This window comes from Myxococcaceae bacterium JPH2, from assembly GCA_016458225.1.
Lineage (GTDB): Bacteria > Myxococcota > Myxococcia > Myxococcales > Myxococcaceae > Citreicoccus.
Genome location: JAEMGR010000036.1, coordinates 103,400 through 124,680, shown reverse-complemented (window position 1 = coordinate 124,680; position 21,281 = coordinate 103,400). Strand labels below are relative to the sequence as shown.

The following is a 21,281-nucleotide window of genomic DNA, read 5'->3' as shown; positions in this document are numbered from 1 at the left end:
GCCCTCAGCCCGCGTCGGGCCAGGGCACGTCGCCTCGGTGCGCGATGACGACCTGCTGGATGGGCATGTCGAAGGCGCGGCACGTCCCCAGTCCCACCGGCTCCAGGAGCGCGCGGAACTCGGGCAGCGACAGCACGTCGCCCTCGTTGGACACGTACCGGCGCAGCGCGAAGTACAGCGCGTCGAGCGGGCCATCGCGCCGGTCCGTCAGCAGGTAGCCGGAGATGAGCAGCAGGCCGCGGGGTTTGAGCGCGCGCGCCATCCGCGCGAAGAAGTGCGGCAGCTCCGGGGCCGGGAGCGCGGGGATGATCTGCGGCAGGAGGATGACGTCGTAGGAGCTCGGCTCCAGCTCCACCGTGAGGCAGTCCCCCGCCCACAGCCGCGAGCGCGCCTCCAGCTTCAGCCGCGCGAGGTGCGGCTTCACCGCGTCCAGCACGTGCGGCGAGTCCAGGTACGTCACCTGCGTGGACGGCTCCACCAGCCCGAAGGCCGCGCCCCACACGCCCGAACCCGTGCCCACGTCCAACACCGTCGCACCTTCGAACGAGCGCATGCGCCGAGCCAGCGCGGCGGCCTGCCGACTCAGCCGCAGGTGCGACTTGAAGATGCTGGAGATGCGCGAGGCGTTCTCTTGGTAGATGCGCCGCGCGACCTCGGGGTCGCGAAGGTCCAGGCGGAAGCGCCCCTCGCGGACCGCCTCGTCCAGGAAGCCCAGCGCCTCCCAATAGGCCTGCGTGGCCGGCAGCGCGCGCTCGAAGTACGGCAGCCCCTCCGCGTCCAGCATCCGCGCCGCCTCGGACGTGAAGCCGAACTCCGGTCCAGAGGACGCCACGATGCCCATGGTCGCGAGCACGTCCACCAACACACGCAGCGACTCGGGCCGAGCCTCCGTGACCTGTGCGAGCGCATCGAGCGACCCGGGCCCCGTCGACAGTCGACCCAGCAGCCCCAGGCGCGACGCCGCCATCAGCGCCTGCGTCCGCAAGCCGTTGCGCACCGCCCGGTCCGCATAGACCTCCGGGCTCCCCTCCGGCGCAGGCCCCACGGACGCGAAGGCCTCACGAAACCACGCCACCAGCTCCGGCTCCGTCCCGTTCCGCAGCGCGTCCGCCAGGCGAGGCGCCTGGTGCCAGAAGCGCCGCGCTCGCTCCAGTCGCGACAGGAACTCCGGCGTGCGCAGGAACGCGGCCCGCGAGGCCAGCGCATAGCCCTGGCCCGGCGTGAAGTGAACGAAGCCCAGCGCGACCAAGGGCTCCACCACCGCGCGCACGCCCCGACGCTTCGAGCCCGCGAGTGCCGCCAGCGTCTCCAGGGGCACGGGCGCGGAGCCCTCGTCCGGCAGGTGCGCGAAGAGGCCGAGCGCGGGCGCGGCGAGCAGCGCGGCGGACTCGTTGCATGCGTCGCGAGCCCAGAAGTTGAGGCGCCGGACGAAGTCGGGGGGAGGTGCGGAGGCAGAGGGCTCGCTCACGAGAGACTCCTGTCGGTGCGATGGGGAGGGCGTCGAGGGGAGAGACGCAGCGGTGGACTCATACCCACCGGAAGAAGCGCAGGGCGCCAGCGTAGAAGACCACGGACCACGCGAGGAGCACGGCCAACGGCACTGCCAGCGCGGTCATCCCCGCGCCCTCCAGCATGATGCCGCGCAGGGCCTCGTTGAGGGGCGTGAGCGGAAGCGCCTCGATGAGCGGCCGAGCCCAGCCGGGCAGCCGCTCCAACGGGAAGAAGACACCCGAGAGGAACACCATGGGGAGCGTGACGACGTTGAAGACGCCGTTGGCGGACTCATCGCTGTCGATGCGGCTGGCGGCAAGGAGCCCCAGCCCGCCGAAGCACGTGGCACCCAGCAGCACGACACCCGCGAAGGCCAGATAGCCGCCCACCATGGGCACGCCATACGCGAGCCGCGCGAAGGCGCAGAAGAAGACCATCTCCAGCAGCGCGAATACGCCGCGAGCGAGCGCGAAGGCGGCGAAGAAATGTCCCCGCCGCATGGGCGTGGCGCCCAGGCGCTTGAGCAGCTTGTTGCCGCGCATGATGACCAGCGGCAGCGCCATGGTCCACACGCTGGTGGACATCAACGACAGGCCCAAGAGCCCCGGGATGAGGAAGTCCACATAGCGACTGCCTGGCTCGGACACGGGCGTGGCGCGCAGCCGCTTGCGGTCCGCGGACGGGGGAGCCAGCGCGGACTCCACCAGCAGCCGCGCCGACCGGCCCTCTGGGCGACTGGGGTCCACGCGCAGCTCCAGCGCGGGCCCCGGCACGAGCACCATGGCCACCTTGCCCTGGGTGAGCTGTCGATGCGCCTCCTCGGGGGTGAGGCGAAGCACGGCCAGCTCGGGCTCCGAGGCCAGTCGCTCGGCCAACGACTGCGCGCCCTCGCCGTCCACGATGGCGACCTTCACCGGCCCCAGCACTTCGCGCTCGAAGGCGGTGCCCAGCACCATGGACACCACCACGGGGAAGACGAACGTCCAGAAGAGCACGCCCGGGTTGCGCCACAGCAAGCGCAGGCGCATGAGCAGCAACTGCACGAGCGGGTTCGTCCTCACGCCGCCTTCTCCTTCTCGTCGCGCAGCGAGCGACCGGTGAGTCCCAGGAAGACGTCATCCAGCGTGGGGCGCCGCGTGGACAGGTGCCGCAGCGTGCCGCCCACGCCCTCCACCTCGCGCAGCACCGCGGGCAGCGCTCGGTGCAGCTCACCCACGCGCAACAGCAGCCGCCCGTCCTGCCGCTGCACCGCCACCACCGAGGGCACCTCGCTCAGCCGCGCGTCGGACGGGGCGGGCTCTGCCTCCAGCTCGATGACCTGCCCCGCGCCCAGCGACGCAATCATCTCCTGGGGCGTCCCGCGCGCGATGACGCGGCCTCGGTCGATGATGATCAACCGGTCGCAGAGGGCCTCGGCCTCTTCCATGTAGTGGGTCGTCAGCACCACCGTGCAGCCGCGCGCCTTGAGCCCCGCCACCACGTCCCACAGCGCCCGGCGCGACTGCGGATCCAACCCCGTGGTGGGCTCGTCCAAGAAGAGCAGCTCCGGGTCGCCCACCAGCGCCACCGCCACCGCGAGCCGCTGGCGCTGCCCACCCGACAGCGTGCCCACTCGGGCGCGCGCCTTCTCTTCCAGGTGGACCCGCGCGATGGCCTCGTCCGCCGGGAGCGGCCGCGCGTAGAAGGACGCGAACAGCTCCACCGTCTCGCGCACGGTGAGCAGGTCCACCAGCCGCGTCTCCTGGAGCGCCAGCCCCACCCGTTGCCGCAGCGCGTCCGCGTCCGTCGCCCACGAGCGCCCCAGCACCCGCACGTCGCCGGCGGTGGGCGTCTGGAGTCCCTCCAGGATTTCGAGCGTCGTCGTCTTGCCCGCGCCGTTGGGGCCGAGCAGCCCCACGCACTCGCCTCGGCGGATGGACAGGTCAATGCCGTCCAGCGCGACCAGGTCGCCGAAGCGCTTGAACAGACCCTTCACGTCGATGGCCAGCAGGTCCATGGGGAGAGAACCAGGTGGGGAGAGGCCCCGAGTATGGCCCAGCGCGCGACGGGCGCCCACCGCCCTGTGCGTGCAAACGCGCGGGCAGTGGTACGGTGCGCGGGTGTCCCTGAGCGACTCTCTCGCAGCGCGCGTGGAACGGCTGGAGCTGCCGTTCAACGAGTACGGCGTGGACCCGTACGGCATCTCCAAGAAGCACCTGAAGCTGGCGCTGGAGGCCTTCGGCTTCCTCTACCGCCACTACTTCCGGGTGCGCTGCGTGGGCGCGCAACACATCCCCCCGCGCGGGCGGGCCATGCTGGTGGGCAACCACTCCGGCGGCGTCGCCGTGGACGGGGCCATGGTGCTCACCTCCACCCTGCTGGAGATGGATCCGCCCCGGCTCTCCCAGGGCATGGTCGAGCGCTTCATCCACAAGTTCCCCGTGGCCTCGCTCTGGGCCAGCCGCACCGGCCAGTTCACCGGCCTGCCCGAGCACGCGCGGCGACTGCTCGAGGATGACCGGCTCCTGATGATCTTCCCCGAGGGCGCGCGCGGCACGGCCAAGCTGTTCCGCGACCGCTACTCGCTCGTGGACTTCGGCACGGGCTTCATGCGGATGGCGCTGCAGACGCGCTCGCCCATCGTCCCCTTCGCCTTCCTGGGCGGCGGCTCCGCCATCCCCACCATCTTCAACGCCTACGCGCTGGGTCGGCTCCTGGGCGTCCCGTATGTGCCGCTCACGCCCTACCTGCTGCCCGTCCCCCTCCCCGTCCGGCTGGAAATCCACTATGGCGAGCCGCTCCATTTCCAGGGCACCGGCGACGAGGAAGACCATGTCATCGAGGGCTATGTGCAGCAGGTGAAACAGGCCATCACCCGGCTCATCGAGACGGGCCGCCAGGAGCGTCAGCACCGCCGCGAGCAGGAGCTGTTGCCATGAGGGTGCTCATCCTGGGCATCGCGGGCGGCATCGCTCGCAAGCTGGCGCTGCGCCTGCACTCGGCCGGACATGAAGTGGTCGGCATCGACGTGCGCCCGTGGCACGACGCGCCCGAGGGCATCGAGGTGCACCGGGTGGACGTGCGCAAGCGCGCCGCCGAGGACGTCTTCCGCCGCCGTCGCCCCGAGGCCGTGGTGCACATGGCCACCGTGACGGCCTTCACCGTGCGCGGCGGTGAGCGCGGGCGCATCAACCTGGACGGCACCAAGGCGGTGTTCGACCACTGCGCCACCCACGGCGTGAAGCAGGTCGTCTTCGTGGGCCGCCACACCTTCTACGGCGCGGCGGCGGACTCGCCGCTGTACCACTCCGAGGACGAGCCCCCTCGCGCGCTGGAGTCCATCCCCGAGCTGGCGGACCTGGTGGCCGCGGACCTGTACGCGGCGACGGCGCTGTGGCGCCTGCCGCAGATGACCACCGCGGTGCTGCGGCTCGTCTACACGCTGGGCACGCCGGGCACGGGCACGCTGGCCACGTTCCTGCGCGGCCGTCGCGTGCCCATGGTGCTGGGGTATGACCCGCTGTTCCACGTCCTCCAGGAAGAGGATGTGGTGACGGCGCTGCACCTCGCGCTGGAGAAGCAGCTGCGCGGCATCTTCAACGTCGCGGGGCCGCCGCCCATCCCGCTGTCCGTCATCATCAAGGGCACGGGCCGCACGCCAGTGCCGCTGCCCGCGCCCGTACTGTCGCTGATTCTGGGCCGCGCGGGGCTGCCTCGCCTGAGCGTGGGCGCGGTGGACCACCTGCGCCACCCCATCGTCCTCGACAACCGCCGCTTCCTGGACGCCACGGGCTTCCAGCACTCGTATGACGAGGGCCGCATCCTCCGCGCCTACGCGGACGCCCTGCCGGTGGACCGCACCGGGCGCTGACCTGGCACGGCGGACACCCGCCCCCGGTTCGTGACGACCCCCTGCCAGGGGTCCACTTCTGGAAACGACCCGAGCCACTGGGTCTCCCCCACGCTTGATTCCCATGGATTCCCGGGAGCAGGCTCGACATCGCTCGGCGGGTTTCCGCCGCCCGACCCGTGGGGGGAGTTCGCTTGTCGCCGCCGGTGGAAGCCGCGCTGCTCGATGCCCTGGATCGCCAGGCTCGCCGGCGCGCGGAGGGAGTCGCTACGCTGAGCGTCCTCGCGGGCCCGCTCGGGTCCGGCGCGGCGCTGTGGTCTCGCTGGGCGGAGCGACAAGGTCGGCGCGTCGTCGTCACCGACGCGGAGGATCCCCGCTCGGCCGCAATCGATTGGGCCCGAGCGCTCGCGGCGGAGCGAGACCTGGGCGCGGACGCCGAGGCCCTCGCAACCTTCGCCCTCACGGCCGCGAACCCACGCCACGCGCCCTCCTTCGCGGGCAAGACGCCGCATGAGCGCCGCGTCCTCTTGGACGCGCTCCCGCCTCCCTCCTTGCCCGGCTTCACGTGGGCGCTGTGTCGCCAACTCATCGAGCAGCGCCCCACGCTCGACCCCGGCACGCTGCCGCCCCCCGTGCGCGAGGCACTCCGACGAGAGCCCCACGTCGCGCTGGAGGCCCTGATTGCCCTGGTGCCCGCCAGAGACCTGCCCGCGCTCCGCTGCCGCGCCGGAGAGGCACCCTCTCACTGGGGCCTGCAATCCGCCGCCGCCCTGAGCATCGCCGCGCCGATGATGCCCCTCGCGTGCGCGGTGGAACCGGACGCGCTCGACGCCTTCCTGCGAGGGCCGGAGTCCCGCGTGCTCGCCCTCGTGCGCGAAGGACGGCTGGACCTGGGAGAGCCCGTGGCCGCACCGGTCACCGCCGCGGCGGATGCCGCCATGGCGCTCCAGAGTCAGCTCGCGCGCGAGCAGGCGCCCGACGCGAAGCGAGTGCTCCACGCGGAGGCAGCGCGGGCCGTCCTCACCGGAGCCCCCGGGACGCCCGAGGAGTTCGCGCGCAGCAAGGCGGAGCGCTTCCTCGCCGAGTGCCTCCGTGCGCGTCCCGCCACCTCGGGGCTGTTCCAGCTCAACCAGCGCCTCCAGCTCGCGGACGAGGACCGCGCATGGGAGGTGGACCTGCTGTGCCGCGAGTGGCGGCTGGCGGTGGAGATCGACGGCTACTTCCACTTCCTCGACGCGGAGCGCTTCCGTCGGGATCGCCGCAAGGACCTCGCGCTGCAACGCGCGGGCTATTGGGTGGTCCGCGTGCTCGCCGAGGACGTGGTGTCTCGCGCCGAGGACATCCTCGACACCTTGGAATCCCTCATCGCCGCCCGCCAGCGTGACGCCGTCGGGCAGGAGGTCGCTCATGGACGCCGCTGACACCCGCCTGGAGGGACTCGCCCTCGCCTGGCTCGCCACCCGCAGCAGCCGGCCCGGCACGCGCAAGGAGCTGGCGGACGCGCTGCGCCCCTTCGTCGAGCACCGCTGGAGTCGCGCGGAGTGGGCGAGGCGCTTCGAGCCCCTCGTGGACACGCTGCTCGCCGACGCGCTCGTGCAGCCGCGCTCGCGACAGGGCCTCACCTTGACGCCGGAGGGTCGCAAGAAGGCCCTCCAGTTCCTCGGCGTGGACTCGCCCCGGGGCCTCACGTGGAAGCGGCTCAAGCAGCAGCACCTGATGGCGCGGAGCCTGGCGCTGCCCGCGTCCAAGGCCGTGCTGACGCGGCTGGCGAACGCGGATGGGATGCGCGCCGCGCTCCTCAAGCGCGAGCACGCCGTGGAGGGGCCGGACGCGCCCACGCTCGCGCAGGTGCGTGACCGACTGCTGTGGCGCAGCCTGGGCGTGGAGACCGACAAGCCCTTCACCCTGGCCGCGGTGCAGGCCCACCTCCTGAGTTCGCTCCTGGAGCTGGAGGTCGCCCAACCCCGCCGCGCGCTGGAGCAGCTCGCGGCACGAGCAGCCGGCGCGGCACGAGCAGATGCCGAAGCGCTCCGCCTCGCGCTCCTGCGCGGCTGGCTGATGGCCGACGCAACCGAGTCCGCGCCCCGCCCCGATGCGCCGCCTGACGAGGAGGCCGAGCCCGCGGTCCCCGAGCCCGGCCCCGTCGCGCCCGCTTCGATGGGGACCTCGTTCGCGGAGCACCTGCTGACGGTCGCGCGAGCACTGCCCACCGGACGCTACGGAGACAACAAGGTGTTCATCTCCCACGTCTGGCGCGCCCTCCAGCCCGAGTGGCCCAACCGCGAGGCCTTCGATGAGGCCCTGCTGGAGGCCAACCGCGCGCGACAGCTCTCCCTGAGCCGCGCGGACCTCGTGTCCGCGATGGACCCCACGGACGTGGCCGAGTCCGAGGTGAGCGCGCTCGGCGCCAGCTTCCACTTCGTCGTCATCTAGCCCGAGGTCCTCGAATCCCCATGGCCACTGATGCTCGACTGATTGCCTTCCTCTCCGACGGCTGCGAGGTCTTCAGCGGCGTCCAGCAGGGCCAGGCCCTCTGGCAGCCCGACCCGTTCGACGTCGAGTCGATGAACGCGCAGGCCCGCCGCGCCTTCGAGCGACTCGTCCAGCGCGCCACGCGCCGCGCCCCGCCACCGGACTCCGGCAAGATCCTGCTGGTCCTGGGCGAGTCCGGCAGCGGCAAGACGCACCTGGTGCGGGCGTTCCGCAACAGCGTGCACGGCAAGCAGCAGGGCTATGTCGGCTACGTGCCCATGACGGTGGACGCGGCCAACTACGACCGGCACGTGCTGTCCAACCTCATCGCGTCCCTGGACCACAGCTACGACAGCAATCAGGGCGAGGACTCGGGGCTCACCCGACTGTCCGACGCGGTGATGAGGCGCTGCTCCAGCGCCTTCGCGCCCCTCATCCCCGCCGAGCAGATCCTCGACGAGGAGGAGCTGCACGGGGTGGTCCACTCCGTCGCGGATGAGCTGCACGCCGACCCGAACTTCAGCGCGGTGGACGTCAGCCTCCTGCGCGCCCTGCTCTACTTGCAGCGCCGCGACGCGCGCTTCCATCACCGCGTGCTGCAGTGGTTGCGCTGCGAGGACCTGTCCCCAGCGGACCGCAAGGTGCTGGGCGAGCTGGTGCCCCGCACGGCGGACGACGACCCAGGCCGCATGATGGAGCACCTGGGGCTGTTGATGGGCGTGCTGGGCCAGGCGCTCATCATCTGCGTGGACCAGATGGAGGACATCAGCGACTTCGAGCAGAGCCCTCGGATGGAGCCCTCGTGCCGCCGAGCGATGAACTCGCTGGCCGCGCTGGCCGGGCGCGTGCCCACCGCGGTCGTGGTCGTCTGCTGCCTCACCGACTTCTGGACCAAGATGCGCGCCCAGCTCAACCGGGCGATGATCGACCGCATCGAGAACGACCCTGAGCCCGTGGAGCTGGATCCTCTGGTCAGCGCGGACACCGCGCGGGACATCGCGGCGCGGCGGCTGAGCGCCCTGTATGCGCAGCGGCAAGTGCAGCCAGCGCCAACGGATCCGACGTACCCGTTCCCCGCCCAGGGCTTCGACAAGCTCGCCGGCCTGCGCGCCCGCGACGTGCTGAACGAGTGCCGCCGCTATCGGGACCGCGCCATCCAGGACGACCGGCTGCCCGAGACCTTCCCGCTGCCCCGCCCCGCTCGCGTGGACGCGAGCCCCCATCTCACGCCCCCCACCGCGCCCTCTCCGCTGGAGCAGCTGTGGTTGGACTTCAAGGCCAACTTCAGGGCGCAGGTCCCGGATCAGAACGCGGACATCGCCGCGCTGCTCGCGTGGGCCATCGAGATGGGCGGTCATGAGCTGGGCGGCACGCCGCGCTTCGCCGTGCGCGCGCGGGATGGCGAGTCGATCGACGTCTCCGAGAAGCCCGTGGGCCGCGAGCTGTTCGTCGCGCTGTGCAACAAGTCTTCACGAGGCGGGCACCTGTCGAAGCAGATGGCCGAAGCCCTGCGCGCCGCCGTGGGCAAGGTCCCCATCCTGGTGCGCACCACGGACTTCCCCTCGACGCTGGGCAACCAAGTGGCGGAGCAGACCTCGCTCCTGCTGAGCCGGGGCGGACGGCGCGCGGTCATCGCCGACAGCGACATGCGCGAGCTGGTGGCCCTGCAAGCCTTCCGGCAAGCGCATCCCGAACCGGCCTACCTGGAGTGGAGCCGCCAGTCGCGGCCCATCACCGGGTTGAAGTCCATCAGCGACATGCTCGGACTGGAGAGGCTCGCGGTGCAGGCCGGCGCCCACGCTTCGGCACGCGCCGGCAAGGCGCAGGTCCCGACCACGAAGCGCGCGGACGTGCAGATCTTCGACGGCCCGCGCGGCGCGTTCGGCAAGCCACCCGGCCTCACCCCGAACACGAAGCGCCCGGACCCCACGCCCCGGTCTCCGAAGGATGCGGACGACATCTCGTTCCCGGAGGATCTCGGCGTCATGGGGGACATTCTGACGTCCCCTCCCTCCGGGCCGCGCAAGCAGCACCCCGACTCCACGCCGGTCGTCAGTCCACCCTACGGGAAGCTCCCGCTGCCGGACCTCGTCACGGGCCCGCTGCAGTTGGGCGCCACGGAGGGACTCCTGTCCGAGCCCCTCACGATGGAGGTCGAGGACCTGACGCGGCACTGCGCCTTCCTGGGCGGCACGGGCAGCGGCAAGACGACGCTGGCGCTCAGCGTGGTGGAGCAGCTCCTGCTGCAAGGCATCCCCGCGCTGCTGTTGGACCGCAAGGGCGACCTCGCCTCCTACGCGAAGGACGAGGCGTGGCGGGAGAAGCTGGACGTCCCCTTCCTCGAGGAGCGGCGCAGACTGCTGCGTGAGCGCGTGGACGTGGCGCTCTACACCCCGGGCCGCTCGGATGGACGTCCGCTGGCCATGCCCCTGGTGCCGCGCGGCCTGGAGCAGCTCCCCCCCGAGGAACAGGAGCAGGGCCTGCAACAAGCCGCGGACGCGCTCGCGAGCATGCTCGAGTACAAGAACAGCCCCAAAGACCGAGCCTCCCGCGCGCTCCTGTCGCAGGCCATCCGCCTGCTGACCCAGCGCGCGCCGCAGCGCGAGCTGACGCTGGAGATGATCCAGGGCCTCGTCGAGTCCATGGACTCGACGCTCGTCGAGGAGGCCAAGGGCCTGGACCTCAAGCTGTTCCCCAAGCTCAGCCAGGACCTCGCCACGCTGCGCATGAACAAGCGCGCGCTCCTGTCGAGCACCGGCGAGAAGCTGGACCTGGAGGAGCTGCTGGGCAGAGGCCCAGGTGCCAGCACGGGGCGCACGCGACTGAGCATCGTCAGCACCAAGTACCTGGGCGACACCCCCAACGTCCTCTTCTGGGTCTCCCAACTGCTCCAGGAAGCGAACCGCTGGGCGAGCCAGCACCCCTCGCCGCGACTGCAGGCCACGCTCCTCTTCGACGAGGCGGACCTGTATCTGCCGGCCGTGGGCGTCCCCGCCACGAAGCCGCCCATGGAGAACCTGCTGCGGCGTGCTCGCTCGGCGGGCGTGGGCGTGCTCCTGGCGACGCAGAGCCCCGGCGACTTCGACTACAAGTGCCGCGAGAACGTGCGCACCTGGTTCGTGGGCTGCGTGCGCGAGGAGCGCGCCATCGGGAAGCTTCGGCCCATGTTCTCCGAGGCCAAGGTGGACGCGGCCCAGACGCTCCCGCCTCAGAAGCAGGGACAGTTCCACCTGCTGCGCGACGGACAGGTGCGACGCCTCAAGGCGGACCGCAGCGTCATGCGCACCGAGCAACTCCCCGAGGATGAAATCCTCCGGCTTGCTCGCCGGACCCAGGAGCGACAGGGCAAGTAGCGCGGCGGGCGTGGGTTCCTGCTAGGACACGCCCCCGCATGGATGCCCTGCCTCACCCCGTGCCCACGCTGGACCGCGAGCGCTTCGAAGCGCTCGTGCGTCAGGGCTACTCGCAGGTCCCCCTCGTGCGCCGGTTGGACTCGGTCGTCGCGCGCCCCGTGGACCTCTTGCGAGCCCTGCCCACCGAGGGGCGCTTCCTCCTGGAGAGCACCCGCGTCAGCGAGGAGGGGCGCTATTCGTTCCTCGGCGCGCGGCCCTTCCTCCGCTTCACCGCGAAGGGCGCGCGGTGCCACATCGACGGCGTCGAGCAACCCGGCTCGCCGTTGGACGTCCTGGGCGCGCTGCTGCGGCGCTGGAGCGCCCCGCGCCTGCCGGGCATGCCCCTCTTCTGCGGCGGCGCGGTGGGCGTCTTCTCCTACGAGGCGAACCACTACTTCGAGCGCCTGCCCCGACACCCGGGCGACGACCTGGGGCTCCCCGACATCGCCCTGCACTTCGTGGACACGTTCCTCGTGGTGGACCATGTCGAGGGCGCCGTGCTCGCCGTGGCCACGGGCAACGACCACGACGACTGCATGCGACGGCTGGATGAGCTGGAGCACCTCGCACGACAGGCCGAGCCCACCTCCGCGCCACCACCGCCGCTCGCGAACACACCGCCGGTGGCGTGGCGCTCCAACTTCACGCAAGCGGACTACCTGCGCGCGGTGGAGCGCGTGCGCGAGTACATCCTCGCGGGGGACACGTATCAGGTGAACCTCTCGCAGCGGCTGGAGGTGGACTTCCCGGGCGAGCCGCTCGCGCTCTACGACTGCCTCTCCGCCACCAGTCCCGTGCACTTCGCCAGCTACTTCGAGTTCGACGGCTACCACGTGGTGAGCGCGTCCCCCGAGCGCCTGGTGCGAGTGGAGGACGGCTGGGCCACCACGCGCCCCATCGCCGGCACACGTCGCCGAGGCACCCCCGAGGAAGAGGCGCGCTTCGTCCACGAGCTGCGCACGAGCGAGAAGGAACAGGCCGAGCACGCCATGCTCGTGGACCTGGAGCGCAATGACCTGGGCCGCGTGTGCGCGCACGGCACGGTGGCGGTGACGCGGCTGATGGAGATCATCGAGTACGCCCACGTCCTGCACATCGAATCCGAGGTGAAGGGACAGCTCGCGCCGGGCGTGGAGCCACTCGACGTGGTGGGCGCGCTGTTCCCTGGCGGCACCATCACGGGCGTCCCGAAGATTCGCACCATGCAGATCATCACCGAGCTGGAGCCCACGCCTCGCGGCCTCTACACGGGCTCGCTGGGCTACTTCAGCTTCGCGGGGGGCATGGACCTGAACATCGTCATCCGCACCCTGCTGGTGAAGGATGGCCGCGCGTACACGCAGGTGGGCGGCGGCATCGTCCACGACTCCGAGCCCCGCCAGGAATACAAGGAGACGCTCAACAAGGCCCGCTCGCAGCTCCTCGCGTTGGCGGCGTGTGGAGGGGCGCGGTGATTCTCCTCGTCGACAACTTCGACTCGTTCACCTTCAACCTCGTGCAGGCCTTCGGCGCGCTGGGCGCGGAGGTTCTGGTGAAGCGCAACGACGCGCTCACGGTCGCGGACGTGGAGGCACTGCGGCCCAGTCACCTCGTCCTCTCGCCCGGGCCGTGCACACCGAATGAGGCCGGGGTGTCGCTCGCGCTCATCCGAGCCTTCGCCGGACGCATCCCGTTGCTCGGCGTCTGCCTGGGCCACCAGTGCCTGGGGCAGGTGTTCGGCGCGAAGGTGGTGCGCGCCCCCGTGCCCGTGCACGGGAAGACGGCCGCGGTCGAGCACGCGAGCCAGGGCGTCTTCGAAGGACTCCCCGTCCCCTTCCGCGCCGCGCGCTACCACTCGCTGGTGGTGGAGCGAGCCTCGCTGCCCGACTGCCTGGAGGTCACCGCCTGGCAGGGAGACCTCATCATGGGATTGCGACACCGCGAGCTGCCTCGCGTGGAGGGCGTGCAGTTCCATCCCGAGTCCTTCCTCACGCCCGAGGGCCCTCGGCTCCTGGCCAACTTCCTGGAGCCGGGGCGCGGACGCCGCCCGAAGTGACACGCGCCATGGTCTCCACCGTCGCCGTCAACGGCCAACTCCACCGCTGGGAGGACCTGCGCCTCCAGGACTTCTCTCAGGGCTACTTCTTCGGCGCGGGCTTCTTCACCACCTTCCGCATCGAGGCCGGTGCGCCGCTGTTCCTCACGCGCCACCTGGACCGCGTGAAGACGAGCCTCGCGGCCCATCCCCGCGCGGTGCACGCGCCACCTGCCGAGCAACTCGAACCCAGCACCGTGCGCGAAGTCGTGCGGCGCTGCCTGGACGCGGACACCGCGCTCAGCGCGCGATTCGATGGCGTGGGCAAGCTGGCGGTGAGCGATGGCCACGCGCTGCTCACCTTCCGCCCGCACGCGGCGGACTTCGCGGCACTCCAGCGTGAGGGGCGCGCGGTGGATGCGGTCGAGCCCGGCGCGTACCGGCGCGGGGATGTGTCCGTGAACCACAAGGGCCTCGCGTACTTCCGGCAGTACGCGCACCTGCCCCGACTGCCGCTGCTGTGCAATGAGGCAGCCCAGGTCTGCGAGCTGCCCACCGCGAACCTCTTCTTCCACCTGGATGGCGCGCTCATCACGCCCCCGCTCGACGCGCCGTGCCTGCCCGGCGTCGCCCGAGCCGTGCTGCTCGACGCGGGCCACGTGGCGGGGCTGCCCGTGCGAGAGGATGCCGTTCCACTCGCGCGGCTCGCGGAGGTGCGCGCGGCCTTCTTCACCAACGCCGTGGCACTGGCCGTGGGCATCTCGCGACTGATGGACCGCGCGCTGCCAGAGAGCGCCTCGCTGGCCGCTCACGCCCGGGCGCTCATCTCGGCCCAGGCGAGTCGCGAACCCTGACGAACACTAGCGGCCGGAAGCACCACCGCTGCCCTCCTCGGGCGGCGTGCCGGTGCTCGGCACCGCGGGGCTGGTCCCGATGCCCTTGTTCGCCTTCCACACCTGGGGCGACGGGTCGAAGCGGGCGCCATAGTTGCGAGGCGAGGGCAGCCCGCTCGCGGCGCCCTGCACGGCTCCGGCGCCGCCGGTACCGACCTCCATGCAGCCCTCTTGAATCACCGCGCCGCGCGAACTCAGGCGCGCGTTGCCCTCACGCTGCGTGGCTCCGCCCGTGTCGTAGTACTCGCCGTAGCCCTCGTAGAAGTTGAGGCCGTGGGCGCGCAGCATGGACTGCGTGCGCGGCTCCTCCACGGGGTCCCAGGACGTCTCCTCGCTGGAGCCCTCTCCGTTCGCCACGCCCTGCGCGGACGCGGTGTCCGGGGGAGGAGTGCCCTGGCCGGCCTTGGCTTCCGCCTCGGCGTTCGCATGGCCTCTTGCCCGCTCCGAGGGGGTTTGGTGAGCACAGGCGGACAAGGCGAGGACTGCGAGCGCGGGGAGCAGGGAAGGCTTCATGAGTGCGGCTCCTGAAGTGTTTTCTTCCCATCAAGGTGGAGAGCCGGCCGCCTCGGGGACAACCGTCGGGCGTCCCGTCGAGCGGCGCCCGCGCCGTCGCAGGCGGCCCAGGCAGGCACCCGGGCCAGTCCCCCGGAAACCCGGAATCGGCCCCCCCACCCGAGGGAGTTGAATCTCCTCCGCCCTGCCGCGTCAGAATGCCCAAGACGCAACACGACGCGGTTCAGCAGGAGGCAGTCATGAACGGATGGATGAAGCGGGTCTCGGTGGTCTTCGCCCTCGCAGCCAGCACTCCGGTCTTCGCGCAGCCGGGCGTTCATGATGCCTCCGCCATCGGCACCCGCGACACGAACGCCCGCCTGGAGCGCGAGCGCATCGCCCGGGGGGACCACGAGCGGGCCGAGCGCGAGCGCCTCGCCCGGGAGCGCGCCGATCGCGACCGCCGCGAGCGGATGGAGCGAGAGCGGGCCGACCGCGAGCGCCGCGAGCGGATGGAGCGAGAGCGGGCCGAGCAGGAGCGCGAGCGCCTCGCCCGCCGCGAGTACGAGCGCCGGGAGCGCGAGCGTCGCGAATACGAGCGCCGCGAGCAGGAGCGCCGCGAGAGGGCCGAGCGGGACCGTCGGGAGCGAGAGCGCCTGGCCCAGCTGGAGCGGGAGCGGTGGGAGCGCAATCACCACGGCCACCACTGAGACATTGACGAAGTCGTGAGCCACGGGGCTCGCTCGGACTTCGCGCCCAGACGCGCGAGCGAGCGGGCCCCGCGCCGTTTCCCCTGCCCGAGGCCCCGCCTGCCCCGGGGCACGCCGCCGCGCACAGCCCCTACATTGTGGGAAGGAGCCCTCGGCAGTCTCCGGTGAGGGCCCGCGCGGAGGCGGAATGGACGAGGAAAGCCAGGCCCTCCCGGACGAGCGGGAGCGAATGCTCCACCGCCAGGCCGTCCTCTTGGAGCAGTCCGTCCTGCTCGAGCTGGCCGCCGCGCGGACCTCGGACTTCGAGGCCAGCCTCCGCCAGATTCTCCAGAGCGACGCGGAGCTGCTGAGCGTCGACCGGGTGAGCTACTGGACCTTCGAGCAGGACTCCCGCGCGCTCCTCTGCCGCCTCCTGTACGCGCGCGGACAGGGCGCATCCGAGCCCGGCATCCGCTTGCTGGCGAGCGAATACCCCCACTACTTCGAGGCGCTCGCGCGGACCCCGTTCATCGCGACCTCGGACGCCCAGGCGGATCCGCGCACGCGGGAGTTCACCGACAGCTACCTCCAGCCGCTCGGCATCTCGTCGATGATGGACGTCCCGGTCTGGGTCCAGGGCCGCCTGGGCGGCGTCGTCTGTCACGAGCACCGAGGAACGCACCGCCTCTGGACCTTGGAGGAGCAGGCCCTGGCCCGCTCCATCGGCCACGTGGTGTCCATGGCGCTGGAGTCCACCGAGCGGCACCGAGCCGAGGACTCCCTGCGACAGAGCGAGGAGCGCTTCCGCCTGCTCGTCGATGGCGTGAAGGACTACGCGCTCGTGATGTTGGATCCGGATGGGCGGGTGGTGAGCTGGAACGCGGGCGCCGAGCGCATCACCGGCTACGGAGCCTCGGAGGCGCTGACCAAGCACTTCACCGACTTCCAGACGAAGGAGAGCGTGGAGCGCGGCTGGCCGCAGCTGCAGCTCCTGGGCGCATCCGAGGCGGGCCGCGTGGAGATCGAGGGCTGGCGCGTTCGCAAGGACGGCTCGCGCTTCTGGGCGAACGTCGTGCTCACCTCACTGCGCTCCCCTGACGGCCGCCTGCGCGGCTTCGCCGAAGTGAGCCGCGACCTGACCGAGCAGAAGTGGGCCGAGCATCAGCGCGGCCTGCTCGTGGAGGCGAGCGCCTCCGAGCAACGCCAGCGTCTGCTGTCCGAGGTGAGTTCCGCGCTCGTGTCCTCGCTCGATGTCTCCGCGGCGCTCGCGGCGGTCGCGCATCGCGTGGTGCCACTCCTCGCGGATGCCTGCATCCTCCACCTGGAACACGAGGGCGGATTGCGGCTCGCCGCGTGCGAGCAGGCGCGCGGCGCGGTGGACTTCGACTTGTGCCGTTCCCTGAGCGGCCCCACTCCGGAACTCGCTCCACCGCTCGCGCTGCTCCAGGTGCTGCGGACCGGCAAGGCCCGACGCATCCGACACCTGGGCCGGCTCCTGCGCCGACTCGGGCCGCGCGCCGCCGTGCCCGCGGCCCAGCGGGAGTCCCTCGCTCCGTTCTCGGTGATGATGGCGCCCTTGCTCGCCCGCGGTCGCGTGCTGGGGACGCTCACCTTGCTGCGGAACGCGCCCGCGTATCCGTACTCGCGCGCGGAGCTGCTGCTGGCCGAGGAGCTGGCGCGGCGCTCCGCCTACGCCGTGGACAACGGAAGGCTGTACGAGGAGCTGCGCCGCGCCGAGCAGTCGCAGCGACTCCTCGATGAGGCGAGCAAGACGCTGGCGGAGTCGCTCGACTATGAGACGACGCTGTCGCGCGTCGCGCACCTGGGCATCCCGCAGATGGCGGACTGGTGCGTGGTGGATGTGTTGGAGGAGTCCGGCACGCCGAGGCGCATCGCGCTCGCGCACGCGGACCCATCGAAGCAGGCGCTGCTCCAGGAGCTCCAGGACCGCTATCCCGCGCGGCGAGACTCCCATCCTCCCGCGGCCCGCGTGCTCCGCACGGGCGTCTCGGAACTCTTCCCCGCCATCACCGATGAGCGGCTGACGGCCGTCGCGGCGGATGCCCACCACGCTGACCTCCTCCGTGAGCTGGGCACCCGCACCGCCATCGCCGTGCCGCTGCGCGCACGGGGCCGCATTCTCGGCGCCATCACCTTCGCCTCGGGCGCGGGGCGTACCTATGGGCCCGCGGACCTCCAGCTCGCGGAGCAGCTCGCCCACCGCACGTCGATGGCCATCGACAACGCGCGGCTGTATCAACGCGCCCGCGTCGCCATCGACTCGCGCGATGAGTTCCTCTCCATCGCCTCGCACGAGCTGCGCACGCCCGTCACCACGCTGCACCTCCAGCTCCAGACGATTCAGCGCATGGGCCGCGCGCGGCAGGACCTGGAGCTGACGCGCCGGGTGGACGTGGCGGTGAAGCAGATGCACCGGCTCGACAAGCTGATTGACGGGCTGCTCGACGTGTCCCGCATCACCGCGGGCAAGCTCCACTTCGACCTGGAGCTGCTGGACCTCTCCGAACTCGCGGCCGAGGTGGTGGAGCAGTTCCAGGTGGAGGCCCACCGCGCCGGCTGCGAGCTGCGGCTCCACGCCGACGCGCCCGTGACGGGCCTGTATGACCGGCTGAGATTGGAGCAGGTCCTGGCCAACCTCCTGTCGAACGCCTTCAAGTACGCGCGCGGCAAGCCCGTGCAGGTGACCGTGCATTCGGCCCCCGGTGACCTCGCCTTGCTCACCGTCGAGGACCAGGGCATCGGCATCTCGGAGGCGGACGCGACCCGCATCTTCAGCCGCTTCGAGCGCGCCGTCTCGCCTCGGCACTATGGCGGCCTGGGACTGGGGCTCTTCATCACCCAGAGCATCGTGCAGGCCCACGGCGGCACCATCCACGTCTCGAGTCGCCCCGGCGAGGGGTCGCGCTTCACGGTCTGCCTGCCGCGTCGGCCCGATGCGGCGCGCGCGGTGGACAGCGCCGCGTCCGCGACTCAGGAAGCCGCGCCCCCCTGAGGGTCCGCGAGCGCCAGCGCCCACAACGGGAAGATGCGCAGATACGCGTCGTAGTGGATGGCACACGTGCGGTTGAACACGCCCGCGAGCGGCTCGCGCGGCCAGCGACCGTCGGCGCCCTGCCAGCCTCGCAGCCACGCCACGCCGCGCCGCACGGACTCGGAGGCGCCGTCCCCGGTGGCCACGAGCGACAGCAGCGCCCACGACGTCGTCACCGCGTGGCCCGCGGCCCCCTCCACCCAGCGCCGCTCACGGCAGCTTTGGATGGTCTCGCTCCATGCGCCGTCGGTCCGCTGACGCGCACGCAAGAAGGCCGAGGCGCGCCGCAGCGCGGGATCCTCCTGGGGAACTCCCGCGGCCACCAGCCCCGTGACTCCGAACCACGTGCCGTAGCTGAAGCACACGCCCCACGAGCCCTCCCAGCTCCCATCCGCACGCTGGCTCCGGCGCAAGAAGTCCACGCCTCGCGCGATGGCCCGCTCCACCGGAGCGCCGGGCGTCACCCGTCGCCACGCCACCAACGCCTGCACACAGGCCGAGGTGCACTCGACATAGCTGGTGTCCACCATGATGCCGGCGAACACGTCCGAGGGATTGAGGCGCTCCAACCAACGCGGCCCGCGCTGTGGCTCATACGTGGCCCAGCCGCCGTCCCGGTTCTGCAGCGAGAGGATGAACTCCACCGCGTGCCCCAGCCGCTCGCGCGACACGCGGTTGAGCCCCAGCGGCTCCAGCAGGAGGCACGCCTTCACGCCCTCCGCCGTGCAGTCGCTGATGGGCCAGCCGTGCGCGCGCGTGCTGAAGGGCCAGCCGCCTCGACTGGGGTGGCGGTGGAAGCGCGCCGCCTGAGGCGAGTCCTCGAGGACTTGCTGCGACTCCAGGAAGTCCGCCGCGCGCGCCAGCGTCTCGCGCGCGGACGCTGCTTGCCCTGACGCCACCAGCCCCTGCACTGCGAAGGCGGTGTCCCAGAGCTGCGAGGAGTTGTAGCCGTTGACCTTCACGCCATCCTCGGAGCGCTGGAGGTAGTCCGGCAGGCGCTCCAGGTGGGCTTGGACCTCCGGTCCCCCGGGCCGCGCCAGGTGCCACACCGCCGCGTGGAGCACCTTGTTGATGGGCCCGATGCAGATGTAGTGCGTGGCCTCGTCCTCGCCGCGCATCTGCGCGAGCGACTCCTCCAACGCCCGCGCGCGCAGCCGCTTCGAGTGCACGCGCTCATAGACGCCCAGCGCGCGGTTCACCGCGCGCAGCCAGAAGGTGCGAGGCGTGTACGCGTCCGAAGGCGCCACCCGCTCTCGCGCCGCCTTCCAATCCACGGTCTCGTAGGGCTCGGGGTACAGCTCGCGGCGCAGCTCGGCGAGCAGCGGCGTCTCCGGCGCCCGCGCCCGATGCCCGTAGAGCCACCCCATGGGCAGGTACACCATGCGGCAGTGGCACCACAGCCGCGAGGGATGGAACGGGAGCACGCGCGGCAGGAGCCACAGCTCGGGCGGGACGGGCGCCAGGCCCTCGTAGTCGTAGAGCCCCAGCAGCGCGAGGATGAACTTTCCCCACGACCCGCTGCCCAGCGGCCCCCCTTGGGCATGCAGCCACGCCCGCGCGCGCACGAGCGCCGGGTCCTCCGCGGGCACACCCAACAGCCGCGCCGCCACGTAGTTGAGCGCCGTGGTGAAGACGAGGCTGGGCGACTCCACATCCAGGCCCCAGCCGCCATCCGCGTTCTGGTGGATCCGCCCATGCGTGAGCATCCCCTCACGGATGTCCGGCTCCGGCGCGCGGCCCATCAGGTACAGCGCCGCCACGTACACCGGCCCCAGGAACAGCGGGCCGCCGTAGTCGCCCTTCCAGGAGCCATCCGCCTCCTGGGTCCGGGCGAGCACGTCGCGCGCCCGCCGCGTCACCGCACTGCCTCCTCCCCCTCCCCATGCGACGTCCGCGAGCAGTCCCCGTACAGCGCCCGCAGCGCGCCGTCCGAGCCCACGCGCTCCTGCGTGAGCAGCATCACCGCGCGCACCGCGTCCCGGCTGATCTTCACCGGCGCCGGGTCGAACACCGCGGGGTTGCCATCCAGCGCGTTGAGCGTCAGCGCCGCGAAGAAGAGCGGATAGAGGCAGAACAGCCGCAGGCCCGGCTCCTCCACCGGCAGCGCCAGCGAGTACTCCATCGCGGCGTCCAGCTCGCGCCGCGCCACCGCCACCAGCTCCTCCATCATCGCCACCGCCCGCGCGCGGTTGCCAGGCTGCGTGAGCGTGGTGGGCTCCAGGCCGTGCGCGGCCATCCGGTCCCGCGGCAACCAGCAGTAGCCCCGGTCCAGGTCCTCGCGCACGTCCTTGAGGATGTTGGTGAGCTGCAGCGCGCGACCGAACGCGGGAGCGCGCGGGATGAGCGTGGACGCGTGCGGCGCGACGCGGGGCGAGTAGTCGATGAAGAGCTCCGTCAACATCTCCCCCACCACGCCCGCCACGTAGTAGCAGTACCTGAACGTCGCCTCGAGGTCTGGCAGCCCGCGGATGCGCCCCGCGCTGCCGTGCTCGCGCTGCATCTGCACCATGCCGTCGGTCATGGTGCGCACGCACCGCGCGATATGCGGTTGGACCCACGTGGGAAGCGAGGCCAGGGCCTCCAGCACCGTGGGCGTGCCGGCGACCAGCTCCGCCTCCGCGCTCGGCGTCTCGCCCCTCAAGGAGGGCCCCGCTCGCTGGACGAAGGAGCGGGCACGGCCTTCCCAGCCCGGCCGCAGGGTCACCAGCTCCGCCAACGCCGTGAGCAGCTCACCCTGCAGCGCCCCAGGGGCCTCGTCCTCCAGCGTGTCCGCGATGCGGCACAGCAAGTAGGCCACCGTCACGGCCAGGTCGAGCGGCTCGGGGAGCAAGGGGATGTTGAGCGCGAAGGTGCGGGACACCCGGGGCAGTTGCGTGCGGCAAAACGACTCTCCGGGAACAGTCATGGCTTCCTCCACGCCGTGCGGCGCTCCGCGTCAGTGACTAAGTGTTGTGTGG

16 protein-coding genes are annotated in these 21,281 nt (G+C 71.7%); 10 read left to right on the top strand and 6 right to left on the bottom strand.

From position 1 onward, the window contains the following. Nucleotides 1-4: 4 nt before the first annotated feature. Genes JGU66_32595 through JGU66_32585 form a run of 3 tightly spaced genes read right to left on the bottom strand, consistent with a single transcriptional unit; the run spans nucleotide 5 to nucleotide 3,487 of the window. Nucleotides 5-1,468 (bottom strand): methyltransferase domain-containing protein, encoded by a 1,464-nt coding sequence (locus JGU66_32595; protein MBJ6765518.1) that lies wholly within the window; start codon nucleotides 1,466-1,468, stop codon nucleotides 5-7. Between the two features lie 58 nt (nucleotides 1,469-1,526). Next, complete coding sequence (locus JGU66_32590; protein MBJ6765517.1) at nucleotides 1,527-2,519, bottom strand: ABC transporter permease; 993 nt, start codon at nucleotides 2,517-2,519, stop codon at nucleotides 1,527-1,529. Nucleotides 2,520-2,548: 29 nt separating this feature from the next. Next, nucleotides 2,549-3,487, bottom strand: coding sequence for an ABC transporter ATP-binding protein (locus JGU66_32585; GenBank protein ID MBJ6765516.1), 939 nt, complete (start codon nucleotides 3,485-3,487; stop codon nucleotides 2,549-2,551). On the opposite strand from JGU66_32585, the gene JGU66_32580 reads away from it, so the two are divergent. The 8 genes from JGU66_32580 to JGU66_32545 all read left to right on the top strand — a co-directional run bounded on the left by JGU66_32580 (nucleotide 3,486) and on the right by JGU66_32545 (nucleotide 14,052). Then, nucleotides 3,486-4,409 carry an acyltransferase family protein gene (locus tag JGU66_32580; protein ID MBJ6765515.1) on the top strand — a complete coding sequence of 308 codons (924 nt, stop codon included), beginning with the start codon at nucleotides 3,486-3,488 and terminating at the stop codon, nucleotides 4,407-4,409. The genes JGU66_32585 and JGU66_32580 overlap by 2 nt on opposite strands. Beyond that, nucleotides 4,406-5,341, top strand: a complete 936-nt coding sequence (locus JGU66_32575; protein ID MBJ6765514.1) for an SDR family oxidoreductase — start codon at nucleotides 4,406-4,408, stop codon at nucleotides 5,339-5,341. The genes JGU66_32580 and JGU66_32575 overlap by 4 nt, the downstream gene beginning before the upstream one ends. Before the next feature lie 173 nt (nucleotides 5,342-5,514). Then, nucleotides 5,515-6,741 (top strand): DUF559 domain-containing protein, encoded by a 1,227-nt coding sequence (locus tag JGU66_32570; protein ID MBJ6765513.1) that lies wholly within the window; start codon nucleotides 5,515-5,517, stop codon nucleotides 6,739-6,741. After that, nucleotides 6,728-7,753: a hypothetical protein gene (locus JGU66_32565; protein ID MBJ6765512.1), complete on the top strand. Its 1,026-nt coding sequence runs from the start codon at nucleotides 6,728-6,730 to the stop codon at nucleotides 7,751-7,753. The genes JGU66_32570 and JGU66_32565 overlap by 14 nt, the downstream gene beginning before the upstream one ends. Before the next feature lie 20 nt (nucleotides 7,754-7,773). Beyond that, nucleotides 7,774-11,145 (top strand): DUF853 family protein, encoded by a 3,372-nt coding sequence (locus tag JGU66_32560; GenBank protein MBJ6765511.1) that lies wholly within the window; start codon nucleotides 7,774-7,776, stop codon nucleotides 11,143-11,145. A gap of 38 nt (nucleotides 11,146-11,183) precedes the next feature. Then, nucleotides 11,184-12,638, top strand: coding sequence for an anthranilate synthase component I family protein (locus tag JGU66_32555; protein ID MBJ6765510.1), 1,455 nt, complete (start codon nucleotides 11,184-11,186; stop codon nucleotides 12,636-12,638). After that, the gene (locus JGU66_32550) at nucleotides 12,635-13,219 is read left to right on the top strand and encodes an aminodeoxychorismate/anthranilate synthase component II (protein MBJ6765509.1); all 585 of its coding nucleotides are present in this window, start codon (nucleotides 12,635-12,637) and stop codon (nucleotides 13,217-13,219) included. The genes JGU66_32555 and JGU66_32550 overlap by 4 nt, the downstream gene beginning before the upstream one ends. Before the next feature lie 8 nt (nucleotides 13,220-13,227). After that, complete coding sequence (locus tag JGU66_32545) at nucleotides 13,228-14,052, top strand: aminotransferase class IV (protein MBJ6765508.1); 825 nt, start codon at nucleotides 13,228-13,230, stop codon at nucleotides 14,050-14,052. A gap of 6 nt (nucleotides 14,053-14,058) precedes the next feature. Here the strand turns inward: JGU66_32545 and JGU66_32540 are convergent, their stop codons facing one another. Continuing rightward, nucleotides 14,059-14,604, bottom strand: coding sequence for a hypothetical protein (locus JGU66_32540; GenBank protein MBJ6765507.1), 546 nt, complete (start codon nucleotides 14,602-14,604; stop codon nucleotides 14,059-14,061). A gap of 239 nt (nucleotides 14,605-14,843) precedes the next feature. Between JGU66_32540 and JGU66_32535 the strand changes: the two genes are divergently transcribed. Beyond that, a complete protein-coding gene (locus JGU66_32535; GenBank protein ID MBJ6765506.1) occupies nucleotides 14,844-15,293 on the top strand; it encodes a hypothetical protein in 450 nt (149 codons plus the stop codon). Nucleotides 15,294-15,480: 187 nt separating this feature from the next. Further along, nucleotides 15,481-18,285 (top strand): GAF domain-containing protein, encoded by a 2,805-nt coding sequence (locus tag JGU66_32530; GenBank protein ID MBJ6765505.1) that lies wholly within the window; start codon nucleotides 15,481-15,483, stop codon nucleotides 18,283-18,285. Here JGU66_32530 and JGU66_32525 read toward each other — a convergent pair. Both JGU66_32525 and JGU66_32520 read right to left on the bottom strand, forming a co-directional pair. Then, the gene (locus tag JGU66_32525) at nucleotides 18,264-20,225 is read right to left on the bottom strand and encodes a 2,3-oxidosqualene cyclase (protein MBJ6765504.1); all 1,962 of its coding nucleotides are present in this window, start codon (nucleotides 20,223-20,225) and stop codon (nucleotides 18,264-18,266) included. The genes JGU66_32530 and JGU66_32525 overlap by 22 nt on opposite strands. Continuing rightward, nucleotides 20,180-21,229 carry a squalene/phytoene synthase family protein gene (locus tag JGU66_32520; protein ID MBJ6765503.1) on the bottom strand — a complete coding sequence of 350 codons (1,050 nt, stop codon included), beginning with the start codon at nucleotides 21,227-21,229 and terminating at the stop codon, nucleotides 20,180-20,182. The genes JGU66_32525 and JGU66_32520 overlap by 46 nt, the downstream gene beginning before the upstream one ends. Nucleotides 21,230-21,281 lie beyond the last annotated feature (52 nt).